Genomic DNA, 14,824 nt, shown 5'->3' on the forward strand with positions numbered 1-14,824 from the left:
AAAAGAAGTAAAATTCATTCAAATTTGTATTTTTGGCTCACTCAAAACACGCTAAAATGAAAAACAGCACTCGAATTCAATTAATGACCATGATGTTTCTCATGTTCTTTTCTTGGGGATCATGGTATGGTCAAATGAGTAAATACCTATTAACCACCTTACATGCCACGGGAGATCAAGTAGGAAATGCCTATACTACTTTTTCAATTGCCTGTATTAGCGCTCCGTTTTTTGTTGGATTAATTGCCGATCGTTTTTTTTCTGCCCAAAAAGTAATGGGGGTTTTAAATATATTGGGGGGTATAATCTTATATTTCTTGAGTCAAAATAAAGACCCAGAAACGTTCTTTTGGTATATTCTAGCTTACACGCTATGTTTCGCTCCTAACCTAGCGCTCTCTAATTCCATCGCGATGAATCAAATGAATAATCCAGAAAAAGAGTTTCCTAGTATTCGAGTAACGGGAACAGTGGCCTGGATTGTTGTGACCAATATCATCGGTTTTTTGGCCTTAGGAGATCAGGTAGCTATATTTCAGATATCCATGATAAGTTCTTTTATTTTGGGAATTTATGCGTTCTTTCTACCAGACACTCCTCCCAAGGCAGACAAAAATTCATCCATTGGACAAATCATAGGAATCGATGCCTTACAACTTTTCAAGGATCGATCCTTCCTCATTTTCTTTGTTTCCTCTATTTTAATTTGCATTCCTCTATCCTTTTATTATGCCTTAGCCAATCCTTCATTAACAGATTCTCACATGCAAAATGTAGAGAACAAAATGTCGTTTGGTCAAGCATCTGAGGTCATTTTCATGTTATTAATTCCTGTAGCCTTTACACGTTTAGGTGTTAAAAAGATGTTGATTGTAGGTTTGATAGCTTGGGTTATCCGATTCCTGTGCTTCGGTTATGGAGATGGAATAAGTTCTGAATGGATTTTATTCTTGGGCATTATTCTACATGGAGTTTGTTACGATTTTTTCTTTGTGACAGGTCAAATCTATACCGATCAAAAAGCGGGGGAAAAAGTAAAAAATTCAGCCCAAGGTTTGATTACACTTGCCACGTACGGGGTTGGAATGGGCATTGGCTCCAAACTATCAGGAATAATTTTGGACCATTATACGGTTAATGGAGTACATAACTGGCAGGCAGTCTGGATGGTTCCTGCAGCCATAGCTGGCTTGGTACTGGTTTTATTTATTCTTTTCTTCAGTGAAAAAAAAAGAAGTTGTGGCTTAGGTATTTTTGATTTTACGGATCATCCAAAATAATAAAGATGGACTGAGGCGCTTGACAAACAAACCAAGCGCTTCCAGTTTTCCTCCGATGAAATATTCATTTTTTTGTTGAAAAACGGCCTGCACTATCCCTTTCGCTGTAATATTGGGGTCTAGACCTTTCGCTTGATTAGGGTCCATTTTTCCATAAGCTTGGCCATGTTCATTCATGGCATGTAAGGATATATTGGTCTTGATGTATCCGGGTAAAATTGTACAAACCTTGATCCCCAGATCATGAACTTCTGCACGAACAGCGTCAAAAAAACCAATTAGGGCATGTTTGGAAGCTCCATAAGCCCCCCTTCTTGGAGTGGATATTCGGCCCGCAACCGATGCAATAGGTACGAAGGTACCTGAACCCTGCTTTTTAAAAACCGGTAATAGTTTTTGAGTCAGAGACACAATCGAGAAAAAATTGATTTCAAATAATTTCCTGTAGACATCGAATTGGGTGTCCTCTACAAAAGATCGCTGACTAATTCCTGCATTAAGTACCATGATGTCTACTCGCCCAAAAGTAGATAAGACCTGTTCTAGCATGGCATCATGCAGCTCCAATTGAACCATATCAAAAGGCAAGACCAAAACACTATGTCCATACGTTTGACATTGGTTAGCTACTCTTTGTAATTCTGACTCCCTGCGAGCGGACAGTACGAGATGAGCACCTTCTTGAGCAAAGGCATGCGCTAAGGCCTCTCCAATGCCTGAGGAAGCACCGGTGATCCAAACAACTTGGTTGATAAATTTCATGATTACGAAGCGTAAGAAATATGTCTAATTTCTAATTCCTTGAAAAAGTCGGCCATGGGATTCACTTCCAAACGAAGCAGTTTTTGCCATAAACGAATGGCTTTAGTCATCAAACCGCTCTCAATTAAAAAACCATCGTGGCCATAAAGAGAGTCGATTACTTGGAAAGATGCTCCAGGAATATGTTTGGCTAAATATTCTTGCTCCACAATAGGAAATAAAGCATCTGATTTAATACCAATGACTAAGGTCTTTGACTTTACCGACTTCAATGCTTTGATAACTCCCCCTCTATTTCTACCCACATCTTGGGAGTCCATCATTTTTGACAAAATATAATAGGAATAGGCATTAAATCTGCCAGCTAGTTTTTCACCTTGGTAACGCTGGTAAGATATGGCACGAAGCGATTCCCCCGTCGAGTTTTCTTGTCGGGCCTGCGTGATTTGATAGGTTTCATAATTACGGTAAGAAATTAAAGCTGTTGCTCTAGCGGCTTTCATTCCTTCAATTCCAGCTCTTGGTTGAGATTCTTTCCAGGTAGGATCCACCTCAATGGACATTCTTTGGGATTCATTGAAAGCGATTCCCCAAGGAGAATGCACGGCATTAGTGGCAATTAATATAAGGTTCTCGATTAAATCAGGCTGAATGATGGCCCATTCTAGGGCTTGTTGACCACCCAAAGAACCACCGATACACGTTTTAATCCGATCAATGCCTAAATCCTTTCTGAGCAGGTCAAAACTATGGACAACATCTCGAATGGTGACTGTGGGGAAACTATGGTAATAAGGTTCATTGCTTAATGGATTGGTAGAAAGCGGCCCAGTAGAACCGTAATGTGAACCTAATATATTGCAACAAACGATAAAATGATTTTCCGGGTTAAATAATTTACCTGAACCAACCAAGCCTTGCCACCAATCAGAGACTTCATGACTACCGGTAAAGGCATGACATACCCAAACCACATTATCTTTTGCGGCATTTAATTTACCCATGGTTTCATAGGCTAATTGAATGGAAGGAAGAACGCCACCCATTTCTAGCGCAAAAGAAGAGGAAGAATGAAATTGATGAAACTCAGCTTGCATGTACAATTCGTTTATATTTCCCTAAACAGGCATTTGCCTGGGGTAGGAGTTAGCACCTTAGTCGATTAAAACTGGTTGCCAGAAGTTCGTTGAGCCTAGTCTCTCCCTTCTTCTTTATAAATCAATGCTGCTTTTGCGATTGACTTGGAAATACAAAGTAAAGGATGAAATGGAAGAATTCCAAAATTATCGCTTTTTCGGAGAGATTTGTCAACTTTTTAAAAGTTGACAAATCTAAAGTTGACAAATTTAAAGGACAGCAAAGCTAATTTCAGCCCAGCGAATTCGCCAATTTATTCTTGATAATTTTTATCTGTAAATTGATAATAGTACAAATTAGTAGTCAATGAAACCACTTTTTAAGACTTAATTCGGATATTTGCAGCATGCTAAAATTACTTAGTTTTTACGGCGGCTTGGGATTAGTGCTGTGGGGTGTCCATCATAGTAGCTTGGCCGAATGGTTGCATCCCGATGTTAAATTCATCTGGGCCTTCTTTTTCTTTTTGGCCTATTTAAGTCATGCCCTTCATCAAATCGGTTGGAAAAATGACCGAGAGAAATTCATCCCCTTCCACATGGCTTCACTAGCCATTCGGTTCATAGCAAGTCTCATTTTCATCGGAGTTTTTGGATATGTAGGAACTCCAGAAATGATCTTATTTGTAGGGAATTTTTTTGTACTCTATTTATGTAGTACAAATTTTGAAATAATTGGTTTGCTTCGTAACTTGCGACGTTTTTAGAAAAGGCCTAGGCCAAAAGTCACAAAAATCCTTTTCTACATCCAGCTAATCAACGAATTAGCAATATTATTCAAAGAAATTCAAGTAAAAGCGAGCATTAAGATGTCGGGTAAGTCCATTTTCAAAAAAGTGTATTTTTCAAATATAATCCTCGGATTATTCATTTCCCTTTTCAGTTTCTCTGCTTGGGCCAATGAGCCAGTAGCAGCCGAAGCGGCCGAGCATGCTCCAAAGCAAGAAGAGAAGTTCGATGCAGGTAAAATGATCTTACATCACATTGCTGATGAGCATGAGTGGCATTTCTTCACCATAGGACATTTCCATGCAACTGTTCCGCTTCCTTGTATTTTATATACTCAATCAGCTGGTTTGCAGATTTTTTCTTCTTCCAATTTCAAAAACGAACATCATGAAGAAGTTCCTTACCAAGGCTTAAAACTAGAACATGGTAAGATACATGCGGAAAATGGAGAACAAGTTTATGATATTTCCATCACCAAAAATGTGGCTTCCTTGTTAATCTCCGCTGTTTTATTGCTAAGTATTTTCATCGGAATTGGCAAAACATACAAAGAAAATCCTCACCGTGCACCTAAAGGCGTTCAATCATTATTTGAGCCCATCATCATATTTGTCCGTGACGAAATTGCCAAAAACAATATCGGCGAAAAACATTATCGTCGCTTTATGCCCTATTTATTGACTGTTTTCTTCTTCATTTGGTTCAACAATATGTTGGGCTTAATTCCAGGAGGAGCCAACGTAACTGGAAATATTGCGGTAACTGCGGTATTAGCCATCATTGCATTTTTTGTGACTAACCTAAATGGTAAAGCTACCTATTGGACTCACGTATTTGCCATGCCAGGTGTGCCGAAGTGGATGTTGTTGATTATGACTCCGGTTGAAATAGTGGGTGTTTTCATGAAGCCATTCTCCTTAATGGTGCGTTTGTTCGCAAACATGACCGCGGGTCACATCATTTTATTGAGTTTAGTTTCCCTAATCTTTATTTTTGAAAATTCAGCATTAGGAATTGCCGTAGTACCGTTCTCCTTATTTATGAACGTGATTGAATTGATTGTGGCCTTCATTCAAGCCTTTATTTTCACCATGTTGGTTTCAACCTACATTGGTGCAGCTATTGAAGAGCACCATCACTAGAATTTGTATTTTAATTTTTATTCATAAACCCAATTAGTATGTCTCTTTTATCAATTTTATTGGAAGTTTCTGTAGGAACTGGTCTTGCAGGTGTTGGAGCTGGTTTAGCTGCAGTTGGTGCTGGTTTAGGTATCGGTAACATCGGTGGTTCTGCTATGGAATCTATCGCTCGTCAGCCAGAAGCATCAGGAAAAATCCAAGGTGCGATGTTGATCGTAGCTGCTTTCGTTGAGGCGGTTGCTCTTTTCGCAGCAGTAATTTGTTTGTTGGTTACTTTAAAGTAATTCAACCCAAAGTTATGCCTCGGGTTAGCCTTGGCAAATGACTTAACTTATTTCAAACGCAATTTGGTCGCACTAGGCGCCAAATTGCGTTTTTAAGAAGATTCTAACATCTTAATTATACACAAGTATGGAGTTAATTACCCCAGATTTTGGACTTATCTTTTGGCAAATTCTAGTATTCGGAATTTTGTTCTTTCTCCTAGCAAAATTTGCTTGGAAACCCATCATTCAATCATTACATGAGCGCGAAGAGTCCATTGACCAAGCGATCAAACTTTCTGAGGAAACAAAGAAAGAAATGGCCGAACTTAAAGCAGGTAATGAGCAATTGTTAGTTTCTGCCCGCGCTGAGCGTGATGCTTTAATCAAGCAGGCTAAAGAAGCAGCTGATGCCATGATTTCTCAAGCTAAATTGGATGCCCAAACGGCTGCTAATCAAGAAATTGAAAAAGCCCGTGTAGCTTTTGAACAAGAAAAAGTAGCTGCTGTAGCTTCAATTCGCAAAGAGGCAGCCAGCTTATCGCTTGACTTAGCTGAAAAAGTATTAAAAAGCCAATTGAAAGACAAAGCTGCACAAGAGAAATTAGTTTCTGAGTGGATTGCTGATGTCACATTAAAATAAGAAGCAACACCTTAAATTTGATCAAATGTCTGAGTTAATTGTTGCCCACCGTTATGCCAAATCTTTGCTAGATTTAGCCATTGAAAAAAAGGTGGTGGAAGATGTTTACCAAGATATGGTGAGCTTCCAAGAAACCTGCCAAAACAGTAAGGAATTGGTGCTAGCATTTAAAAGCCCAATCATCAAGCACGGCACTAAAATGACTATCTTGAGTAAATTATTCAAAGATAAATTTCACGCTGTGTCTTATTCTATCTTTGAAATTATTACACGTAAAAACAGAGAAGAATTCTTACCTGCAATTGCGAAACAATTCATTGAATTATATACTTCGTACAAAGGAATTCAAAAAGCCGATGTCGTTACCTCTTCTGCCTTAACAGAAGAACAGCGTAATAAAGTGATTGCCATCGTTAAAGAATATTCTGGAAAAGATGTTCAATTACATGAATCCATTGACGAATCCTTAATCGGTGGGTTTATCCTACGTGTTGGAGACAAACAAGTCGATGATTCTATCCGACGGAAACTAAATGATTTAAAAGTTTCTTTCGCCTCATAAATTAAAAGCCTTGTTCATCAAGGCTTTTTTTATCCCTTTCTCATGAAACGTTTTTGCTTACTTGCTGGATCTATATTAGCCGCCCTTTCAGTTGCCATAGGCGCCTTTGGTGCTCATGCCTGGAAAGCTTATTTGTTGTCGACTCAAAGACTAGACACCTTTGAAACCGCTTCTAAATACCAAATGTATGGTGCTTTAGCCCTATTACTATTAGGTATCTGGCAAATTAACTCTGGAAACCGTTTTTTGAAATTAGCCTCCTACTTTACCTTGGCCGGTTGTTTTATTTTCCCTGGTGCCCTGTATTTAATCTGCATTACCCAACAAAATATTTGGGGAGCCGTGGCTCCTATTGGAGGACTATCCTTCATCCTAGGATTTTCCTGTATGGCGCTAGCCGCCTACCAAAAAGCCTAATGCCGCATGACCAATTCTAAACTGCTCCAAACAATTTCACCCATGGTTTTGCAGTTTAAAAAACGATCATCATTGTAATGCCTGGCTAATTCCAAGCGCAACTGTTCCATGTTTTCCACCGGAGCAATTTCATCTTTTGCCATGACTGTCATTAAATCATAGACGCGTTGGCTTTCCGATTTTAGTCGGCTTGCAATCATCGACCTTTCCTCAATTTGGTATTGCCAAACGGATTCAGGTGTCATAAATTTCATTCCCAGCTCTACCAAACGGTTGTTTTGTTTGAAATATTGAGGTAAATAAACAGACCGCTTACCCTCATAACATTGCTGATCGAAGTCGATTGGGCGAATTCGATAATAAATATCATCAAAATCGGGCGTTGTAATAACCACATAATTTGTGCTATGCATATCGCCTAAAAGTTGTACCAAACAACGCTCGTTGAACTTAACAAACTCCTTGGCCAGTCTGATAGGCGACTCTAAATCGTTTTCTAAATCTTGCTTTAGAAAAACATCCCCGGGGACCCCAGCAATATGCTCCTCCACCAAGGTATTATCATAAGTCACATAATTGATTCGGTTGGGAGACAGAATATGCTCCAATTCTAAACCATACACCCTGGAAGCATCCGCCACTTTGATGTAGAAATAATCAAAAATATCATTGACCTTATTAACGATTCGAATTCGAAATGGATGCGTATTTCCATAGGTACAATAGTCCACTCGATCAATGACCAAGTGCTTAATTACCCCCTCATTTCCATCCGTCTTTAAATCTGCATAAATATTTTTCAGGGATTCGTGCACTTCCTCCTGATCCGCAGGAGAATAAAAAACAGTTTCCCACAAGGTGTCATGCCCATTTTTATCATATAGGGTGATGGCATTGTCATATCGAAGCAAATCCTGATAACTAATATTCATAGAATACTCTCGACCATACTTATGTAGGTAGCGCCGCAACTGATTATTAATCCGATAAAGGTTTTTCTTCCGAGAGATTAAAGCCATTATTCTTCTATAAAATCCAATGATTTACCAAAAGTTTCCTTAAGCTGACTTACCGACCAAATCGATAAGGAAAAACATAAAACGCCAACGATGGTTGCGGCATGTACCATGCCAACACTTGGTATCAAAAATTTAAACAATAGACTTATCGGAATCAAGGCTCCACGCACAAAATTAGGCACCGTGGTCGTCACCGTCATGCGTAAGTTAGTCCCAAACTGCTCGGATGAACTAGTCAAGAATACCGCCCAATAGCCTCCAAAAAAGCCTAATAAGGTGATCATGATATTTCCATAAACCACCGATATGTCTGACATACCATACAAGAAGTAAATCGTTAATACCCAAGCAATGATCAAATAGGTCATGACAGCCTTATTTCTGCTCTTTAAAAATTGGCTCAAATATCCACTGGCAAAATCCCCAACTGAAAGACCCAAATAACAATACATGATAGCATCGCCCCCTGTTATTACCCCTTTTAGTCCCATTGTTTGCAAGAGCTCTGGGGAGGAAAAAACCAAGATACCAATGATATACCAAATGGGAAGTCCCATTAAAATACAGTAGATGTATTTCTTGAAAATCGTAGTATGCGAAAATAATTGAAAGAAGTTCCCCCTTTTTACATCTTTTTCTAATTCTAAAAACATCCCTGACTCAAAAGTTCCTAAACGCAATAGCAACAATGCCAATCCCATTCCTCCTCCTATGTAATAGCAAGTTCTCCACCATTCTGGATCAGTACTAAAATTAGAAACGATAGGGGCAAAAATAGCTCCAGAAGCCCCTACGCCAGCAATAATCAATGTACCTATCCCACGCTTTGAAGCCGGTAATGTTTCATTGACCAAGGTTATACCCGCGCCTAACTCCCCTGCTAATCCAATCCCAGCCAAAAATCGTAACCAAGCATAGGTATCCAAATCATGTACCATACCATTTAAAGCATTGGCCAAGGAATACAATAAAATAGAACCAAATAAGACCGATTTTCTGCCTTTTTTGTCCCCATAAATTCCCCATAAAATTCCGCCCAACAACATTCCACCCATTTGAATATTCATCAGGTTTAATCCTTGATTTAATAATTCTGGACCTACGAGTCCTAAGCTTTTAAGACTAGGATTTCGAACGACCGAAAAAAGGATTAAATCATAAACGTCCACAAAATAGCCTAGGGCAGCTACGGCAATTAAAAGTTTGGCTTTAGAACTAAGTTTTTCTTCTATCATAGGTTTAGGTTATTAACGCGAAAGCATGTCTGAACGATGAGAATCTAATTTCAGAAATATAAACAATAGTATGGTAAATGACCAAAGGGAAGAACCACCATAACTAAAAAAAGGCAATGGGATTCCCATGATGGGCATTAAACCAATGGTCATTCCAATATTCACTAGAAAATGAAAGAACAAAATCCCAACCACCCCATATCCATAGGCCCTAGCAAAACGAGAACGTTGCTGATCGGCCAAATACATGAGTCGCCATAAAAAGACCACAAACAAGATTATCACCACCATAACCCCAAAAAAACCATGCTCTTCACCAATCGTACAAAAAATAAAGTCGGTACTCTGCTCTGGTACAAAATCAAATTTAGTTTGTGTTCCTTGAAGATAGCCCTTTCCCCAAAAGCCTCCTGATCCGATAGCTATTTTGGATTGAGTTACTTGATAACCTAAACCCCTTGGATCAAAAGATGGATCTATCAATACTTTGATGCGATTACGCTGATGCTCTTTTAAAACTTTATTAACAGCTAAGTCTACCAAAAACACCATGAACATTATACCCACAATAAATAAGGCTGCCTTGACATAAGTTTGTTTTAAACGCTGAATATAAATGGGAGAAAGTGCTATGATACAGCCTGCTATGACAATTAAAGTGGCTAAAATGGTCCATGGACTCAAAAGCAAGGCTGAGACAAATATGGTTACAGAGCCAATGAATAATCCAGGGTATTCACCGGGTAAGCCTTCTCGATAAAGTAAGATTAAAAAGGAAGCAAATACCAAAGCAGAACCAGTTTCATTGGAAGCAATGATCAACAACATTGGTAGGCCAATAATGGCAGCCGAAAACCATTGGTTTTTCCATTTGGATAAATTCACCTGAGGTTCATTGATGTATTTTGCTAATAGTAAAGCCGTAGCCGTTTTGGCAAATTCCGCTGGTTGAATGGTAATTGACCCAAATTTAAACCATGAATGAGAACCATTGATGGTGACACCTAAAAAGGGCACTAATATCAATAATCCAATAAAACCAGCATATATAATGGGGGCAAAGGCTTCGAAAAAGCGAAAATCAATGGCAAATATACAGATGATGAGAATAAGACTAGTCGCTATCCAAATCAATTGTTTTCCTGCGTTGGAATCATAAAATTTAGCGTCAAAAATCCATAAATGGGTCTCTGGATTATATACGGCAGAATAAATATTCATCCAGCCTGCCAATACAAAAAGGGCATACAGAGATACGGTAATCCAATCAACCTTACTCACTAATTGATTTTGGTTACTCATTTTAGGGTATCTTTTTTAGGTTTTTGAGGTTTAGGGCCTGTGACGGATAACACATTGGGAAGATAACTTTTATTCATAAATTTCTCCTCCACAGCCTTTCTATCTACCTTTCCTTTTAAATATTTCTCAATAATAAGGGATGCGATTGGTGCCGCTGCAAAACCTCCAAAACCAGCATTTTCAACAAAAACAGCGATGGCAATTTTCGGATTCTCTTTGGGAGCAAAAGCTATAAAAACGGAGTGATCTTCTCCTTTAGCATTTTGAGATGTACCTGTTTTACCGCACATCACAATATCAGGAATTCGACCATCACTACCTACCGTACCATGCAAAACAGCATCCTTCATACCTTCAATAACCACACCAAAATGTTTGGCATCTATCCCAACAGAAACAGGGGTTTTATAAAATGGATCCACTACTTTATTGTCTCCAATGGCCTTAACTAAATGAGGAGGAATATACCATCCCCGATTAGCAATTATAGCAGCTACATTGGCCATTTTTAAGGGATTGACCACTAACTCTCCCTCCCCAATGCTCAAGGAATAGATATTGGAAAACTTCCAAGTATTTTCCCCTTTGTACACTTTATTATAATACTCTACATTGGGCAAGATTCCTTTTTTCTCATTACCTAAATCAACCCCTAATTTTCTTCCAAAACCAAAATTGGCCACTAGTTCAGACCACCGCTGCAATCCTTGAGCCGAGCGCTCAAAGGTATTACCTTGGGTATTCTCGTACAAGATTTTTCGAAAAGCATGATAAAAATAAGGATTACAAGACCATTGAATGGCATTATGTAAATCATTATGCGAAGTATTATGGGCATGGCATTTCACCGGGGCTCCTGCATGTGTAAAAACACTTCCAGGTGTGATGATTCCTAATTGTAAACCCACCAAAGCTTGAATCAATTTAAAGGTTGATCCAGGCCGATAATAGGCTGAAGGTGGTCGGTTCAACAAAGGCTTCATGGGATCCAAGGCCAAATCCCGATAATATTTGGAGAAATTACGTCCAGCTAATAAACTAGGGTCATAGGATGGCGCCGAAACCATGGTTAAAATCTCTCCCGAAGAAGGCTCAATGGCAACCACAGAACCTACCTTATGTTGCATAAGGCTATCCGCATATTCTTGTAAGCGAATATCCACACCCGTAAATAAATTCTTTCCTGCTATTGGTTGAATATCCAATCGCCCTTCTTTAAAATCTCCCTTTTCTACACCATTACTATTAACCATTCGGTATTTAACCCCCCTTTGCCCTCGTAAATCTTCTTCATAAAAACTTTCAATGCCGGAAACTCCTACATAATCGCCTTGGCGGTAATAGTCGTCTTTTTGATTCTGCAAGGAATTGGAATTAATCTCAGCTACATAGCCTAAGGCATTTGAGAAAGCCTTTGATTGGTAAGTTCGAAATGCCGTAGTGGTAAAGGTAAATCCAGGAAAATCGACCATAGCATCCTGAACCCGAGCAAAATCCTCTTTCGATAAATGTTTCAAAAATAAAAATGGCTTCACCCGAGAATAAGCTTTGGCTTGCTTACAAGTAGAATCAAAGTAAGCCCTAGTGATACCAAAAAGCTGGCAAAATTGTAAGGTATCACGCACATGCGCCTTTCTAGGAGTAATGTACAAATCATAGACAGGGGTATTGTAGACGATCAACTTATTATGGCGGTCATATACCTCACCTCGAAAGGGTATTTGAATGATTTTTCGAATGGCATTATTATCAGCCGCCTTTTCATAACTATCATCAATCACTTGAAGGAAAAATAACTTCCCTAAAAACACCAATCCAATGATGATAAAGAACAACAAAAGAATTTGTCTACGACCCTCGAACACGGAAAAATGGAGTTAATATGAAAAATCTCAGCAATTTACAGAAATATCTCGGCTTATAAATCGAGCTAAATCGCAATTATTTTGGCAAACTGCGAATCAAACCAAGCATGGAAAAAATGATGGAACCCAAGGAAAAAACGATGGTCAGCCAGGGTTTATCCAATTCAAAATACCCATCCAAATATCGACCTAACCAAACCCCTAATAGGATGGTAACCAACATTTGAAAGGCCGCTCCAATGAATTTTTGGTAAGAGTTCATGTATTTGAATTAAATTAATCGTAAAGCCATGCTAAATTTATCCCTTTTTCGTTGAGATAAATTGTAAATTTGAACAATTTTGGTTTCCCACATGATAAGACGTTATTGGCTTCTTGCTTTATTAGCCCTAGTGAGTGCTTGTTCTCAACAAAGCACGAAACCAGCTGCCGTCGCTTTTCATAACCTAAATGCCAAATATAATGCGATTTGGCAGGCGGATCGACTAAAAAAAACCATACAAAAGAAATTTTGGGAGGAGCGCAAAGAAGATTACAAATCCATATTACCCATTATTCCTAAGGTAGACTCAACCTTTGGCCAACAACATGCTTCGGACATTGATCAGGTAATCAAAAAGGCTTCTTTAGTCATCGACCGCCACCAAAATTCCAATTATATCGATGATGCCTATACCTTAATCGGTTGGGGTAGGTACATCAAAAAAGATTATAAAAATGCTTTAGAGACTTTCAAATTTGTCAACTCAATCGACAATGACCCGCGTTCCCAAAGTACCTCTCTGATTCATTTATACCAAATTTACATCCATCAGCATGATTTTGTTTCGGCCGAAAAGGTCGGTGAATTCATTCAAAGTTTAGACTTAAACCAAAGTCAAAAAAATAATTATTTACTTTCAAGGGCCTTTTACCATCAAAGTAAAAATGAAATAATCCCCACGATTGCCTTACTGGAGGAAACACTTCCTTCCCTTTCTTCTGGGGAAGAAAAAGCCCGCTTGTATTTTATTCTTGGTCAGTTATTTGAATCCCAAGGTAAAAACAAACTAGCTTTGGAAAATTATGCTGCTTGTAAAAAATCAAAAGCCAGTTATGAATTACAATTCAATGCTACCCTGGCAGTTCATAAACTGAACAATGCCCCAGAAGAATTAGAAAAAATGATTCGGGAGCCGAAAAATCAAGATCATGTACCCGCTTTATATTCGGCTTTAGGTGAAATCTATTTTAAAAATAAGGATTTTGAGAAAGCTAAAGATTATTGGACAAAAGGAGGAAAAAGTGCTGGCGATCGCGGGGAACTTTATCTACAATTGGCTAATCTATTTGCCCAGCAATTAAAACGTTTTGATGAGGCGGCAAAATATTATGACAGTGCAGCCACCTATTTATCGCCTAATCATCCATCCTACAGCGCTACGCAAAAATTAAAAAGTACTTGGTCTACTTATTTGCAACTAAGTAAAACAGTAGGTCAGCAAGACTCCTTACTAAACTTAAGCCAAATGTCGCTGGCAGACTTAAGCGAACTTTACCAAAAGAAACAAAAAAGGCAACAAAGGAAAGCAGATTCCTTACAAAGCAAAACCTTGGCTGCGGTAAGTAATGTAGTCTTTACACGCAGGGCTCCTAGCCCAGAACAACAAAGTTTCTATTTCCATAATGACCAAGCAAGAATGCAAGGTCAACAGGAATTTACCAATAAATGGGGACCAAGAACTTTAGAAGATTTTTGGAATCGAAAAAATAAAAATAATAACCTGACGAATCGGATTGTGGACTTAACCCAAAACACAACGAATACTTCGACAGAGAATACCAAAGTAAATAGCAATAATCCAGCCCAAATTGATTCCTTACAAATTTGGTTGAATACCATACCAAAAAGTGTAGAACAAATCGCCCAAGTAAAAAAACGACAAGAAGATGCCTTGTTTGAGCTAGGCAAATTTGTCCGATTGGAATTGGGTGAAAAAGAAGAGGCTAGCAAATTATTAAAAAAGCTTTTGACCAATTTCCCCACCACGAGCCATGAGGCGGAAGCCCTGTATCTATTATATCTAAGTACTGTCAAAGATTCTCCAGAGCAAAAAAACTACCGCAGTGTTTTATTTGATCGATTCCCAACTGCCTATTTCAAACAATTAATATTGAAAATTGAAAATGGTAGTTTAACAGAAAGCAATGAATTAGCGGCACAAAAAGCCTATGAATTAGCTTTTGCTCAATTTAAGGCTACTAATTATTCTGAAGCCTCGCGGCAATGTCAGCAAATCTTACAACAATTTCCGGGTAGTAACTTAGAAGATAAAGTCGTATTTTTAAAAGCGCTTTGCTATGGTGGCCTAAAGGAATATACCAGCTACCAAGATAATTTAAAAAACTTCATTCAGGCTTTCCCCAAAAGCCCATTAACAACCGAGGCAGAAGCTTTGTTAAAAGCCTATACCAAAAATAAAAACTAAT

General features: G+C 38.5%; 15 protein-coding genes and 1 riboswitch. Of the genes, 8 read left to right on the forward strand and 7 right to left on the reverse strand.

The window, feature by feature from the left end:
• Positions 1-56 precede the first annotated feature (56 nt).
• A complete protein-coding gene (locus tag SKC36_RS05390) occupies positions 57-1,280 on the forward strand; it encodes a nucleoside permease (RefSeq protein ID WP_459465093.1) in 1,224 nt (407 codons plus the stop codon).
• Here SKC36_RS05390 and SKC36_RS05395 read toward each other — a convergent pair.
• Positions 1,245-2,042 (reverse strand): SDR family oxidoreductase, encoded by a 798-nt coding sequence (locus tag SKC36_RS05395; RefSeq protein WP_459465095.1) that lies wholly within the window; start codon positions 2,040-2,042, stop codon positions 1,245-1,247. The genes SKC36_RS05390 and SKC36_RS05395 overlap by 36 nt on opposite strands.
• A gap of 2 nt (positions 2,043-2,044) precedes the next feature.
• Positions 2,045-3,139 (reverse strand): homoserine O-acetyltransferase family protein, encoded by a 1,095-nt coding sequence (locus SKC36_RS05400; protein WP_459454210.1) that lies wholly within the window; start codon positions 3,137-3,139, stop codon positions 2,045-2,047.
• An 8-nt stretch (positions 3,140-3,147) separates the two neighbouring features.
• A riboswitch (SAM riboswitch) is annotated at positions 3,148-3,262 on the reverse strand.
• Positions 3,263-3,525: 263 nt separating this feature from the next.
• Here SKC36_RS05400 and SKC36_RS05405 point away from each other — a divergent pair.
• From SKC36_RS05405 to SKC36_RS05430, 6 genes are all read left to right on the forward strand, one after another.
• Positions 3,526-3,885, forward strand: coding sequence for a hypothetical protein (locus SKC36_RS05405; RefSeq protein ID WP_459454209.1), 360 nt, complete (start codon positions 3,526-3,528; stop codon positions 3,883-3,885).
• A gap of 102 nt (positions 3,886-3,987) precedes the next feature.
• A complete protein-coding gene (gene atpB, locus SKC36_RS05410; protein WP_459465097.1) occupies positions 3,988-5,049 on the forward strand; it encodes a F0F1 ATP synthase subunit A in 1,062 nt (353 codons plus the stop codon).
• Positions 5,050-5,087: 38 nt separating this feature from the next.
• Positions 5,088-5,333: an ATP synthase F0 subunit C gene (gene atpE, locus SKC36_RS05415; protein WP_109322163.1), complete on the forward strand. Its 246-nt coding sequence runs from the start codon at positions 5,088-5,090 to the stop codon at positions 5,331-5,333.
• A gap of 127 nt (positions 5,334-5,460) precedes the next feature.
• On the forward strand, positions 5,461-5,955 hold the full coding sequence (gene atpF, locus SKC36_RS05420) for a F0F1 ATP synthase subunit B (RefSeq protein WP_109322162.1): 495 nt from the start codon (positions 5,461-5,463) through the stop codon (positions 5,953-5,955).
• Positions 5,956-5,980: 25 nt separating this feature from the next.
• Positions 5,981-6,517, forward strand: coding sequence for an ATP synthase F1 subunit delta (gene atpH, locus SKC36_RS05425; RefSeq protein WP_459454207.1), 537 nt, complete (start codon positions 5,981-5,983; stop codon positions 6,515-6,517).
• Between the two features lie 42 nt (positions 6,518-6,559).
• The gene (locus SKC36_RS05430; protein ID WP_459454206.1) at positions 6,560-6,934 is read left to right on the forward strand and encodes a DUF423 domain-containing protein; all 375 of its coding nucleotides are present in this window, start codon (positions 6,560-6,562) and stop codon (positions 6,932-6,934) included.
• On the opposite strand, the gene SKC36_RS05435 is transcribed toward SKC36_RS05430, so the two are convergent.
• The 5 genes from SKC36_RS05435 to SKC36_RS05455 form a co-directional block, all read right to left on the reverse strand.
• On the reverse strand, positions 6,931-7,953 hold the full coding sequence (locus SKC36_RS05435; RefSeq protein WP_459454205.1) for a hypothetical protein: 1,023 nt from the start codon (positions 7,951-7,953) through the stop codon (positions 6,931-6,933). The two genes, SKC36_RS05430 and SKC36_RS05435, sit on opposite strands and share 4 nt — an antisense overlap.
• On the reverse strand, positions 7,953-9,188 hold the full coding sequence (locus SKC36_RS05440; protein ID WP_459454204.1) for an MFS transporter: 1,236 nt from the start codon (positions 9,186-9,188) through the stop codon (positions 7,953-7,955). Before SKC36_RS05440 ends, SKC36_RS05435 begins: the two co-directional genes overlap by 1 nt.
• A 12-nt stretch (positions 9,189-9,200) precedes the next feature.
• Entirely contained in the window at positions 9,201-10,490 is a 1,290-nt protein-coding gene (gene rodA / locus SKC36_RS05445) for a rod shape-determining protein RodA (protein ID WP_459454203.1), read from the reverse strand.
• The gene (locus SKC36_RS05450) at positions 10,487-12,355 is read right to left on the reverse strand and encodes a penicillin-binding transpeptidase domain-containing protein (protein WP_459454202.1); all 1,869 of its coding nucleotides are present in this window, start codon (positions 12,353-12,355) and stop codon (positions 10,487-10,489) included. Before SKC36_RS05450 ends, rodA begins: the two co-directional genes overlap by 4 nt.
• Positions 12,356-12,431: 76 nt before the next feature.
• Positions 12,432-12,617, reverse strand: a complete 186-nt coding sequence (locus SKC36_RS05455; RefSeq protein ID WP_459454201.1) for an AtpZ/AtpI family protein — start codon at positions 12,615-12,617, stop codon at positions 12,432-12,434.
• Between the two features lie 91 nt (positions 12,618-12,708).
• Here SKC36_RS05455 and porW point away from each other — a divergent pair, with 91 nt between their 5' ends.
• The gene (porW, locus tag SKC36_RS05460) at positions 12,709-14,823 is read left to right on the forward strand and encodes a type IX secretion system periplasmic lipoprotein PorW/SprE (RefSeq protein WP_459465099.1); all 2,115 of its coding nucleotides are present in this window, start codon (positions 12,709-12,711) and stop codon (positions 14,821-14,823) included.
• The last annotated feature ends 1 nt before the right edge of the window (position 14,824 follow it).

The sequence above is a fragment of the Aquirufa sp. OSTEICH-129A genome (assembly GCF_054558355.1).

Bases quoted from the DNA above. Each gene is read 5' to 3' on its own strand.
- SKC36_RS05390 (WP_459465093.1), top strand. From the start codon at position 57: ATGAAAAACAGCACTCGAATTCAATTAATGACCATGATGTTTCTCATG.
- SKC36_RS05395 (WP_459465095.1), bottom strand. From the start codon at position 2,042: ATGAAATTTATCAACCAAGTTGTTTGGATCACCGGTGCTTCCTCAGGC.
- SKC36_RS05400 (WP_459454210.1), bottom strand. From the start codon at position 3,139: ATGCAAGCTGAGTTTCATCAATTTCATTCTTCCTCTTCTTTTGCGCTA.
- SKC36_RS05405 (WP_459454209.1), top strand. From the start codon at position 3,526: ATGCTAAAATTACTTAGTTTTTACGGCGGCTTGGGATTAGTGCTGTGG.
- atpB (WP_459465097.1), top strand. From the start codon at position 3,988: ATGTCGGGTAAGTCCATTTTCAAAAAAGTGTATTTTTCAAATATAATC.
- atpE (WP_109322163.1), top strand. From the start codon at position 5,088: ATGTCTCTTTTATCAATTTTATTGGAAGTTTCTGTAGGAACTGGTCTT.
- atpF (WP_109322162.1), top strand. From the start codon at position 5,461: ATGGAGTTAATTACCCCAGATTTTGGACTTATCTTTTGGCAAATTCTA.
- atpH (WP_459454207.1), top strand. From the start codon at position 5,981: ATGTCTGAGTTAATTGTTGCCCACCGTTATGCCAAATCTTTGCTAGAT.
- SKC36_RS05430 (WP_459454206.1), top strand. From the start codon at position 6,560: ATGAAACGTTTTTGCTTACTTGCTGGATCTATATTAGCCGCCCTTTCA.
- SKC36_RS05435 (WP_459454205.1), bottom strand. From the start codon at position 7,953: ATGGCTTTAATCTCTCGGAAGAAAAACCTTTATCGGATTAATAATCAG.
- SKC36_RS05440 (WP_459454204.1), bottom strand. From the start codon at position 9,188: ATGATAGAAGAAAAACTTAGTTCTAAAGCCAAACTTTTAATTGCCGTA.
- rodA (WP_459454203.1), bottom strand. From the start codon at position 10,490: ATGAGTAACCAAAATCAATTAGTGAGTAAGGTTGATTGGATTACCGTA.
- SKC36_RS05455 (WP_459454201.1), bottom strand. From the start codon at position 12,617: ATGAACTCTTACCAAAAATTCATTGGAGCGGCCTTTCAAATGTTGGTT.
- porW (WP_459465099.1), top strand. From the start codon at position 12,709: ATGATAAGACGTTATTGGCTTCTTGCTTTATTAGCCCTAGTGAGTGCT.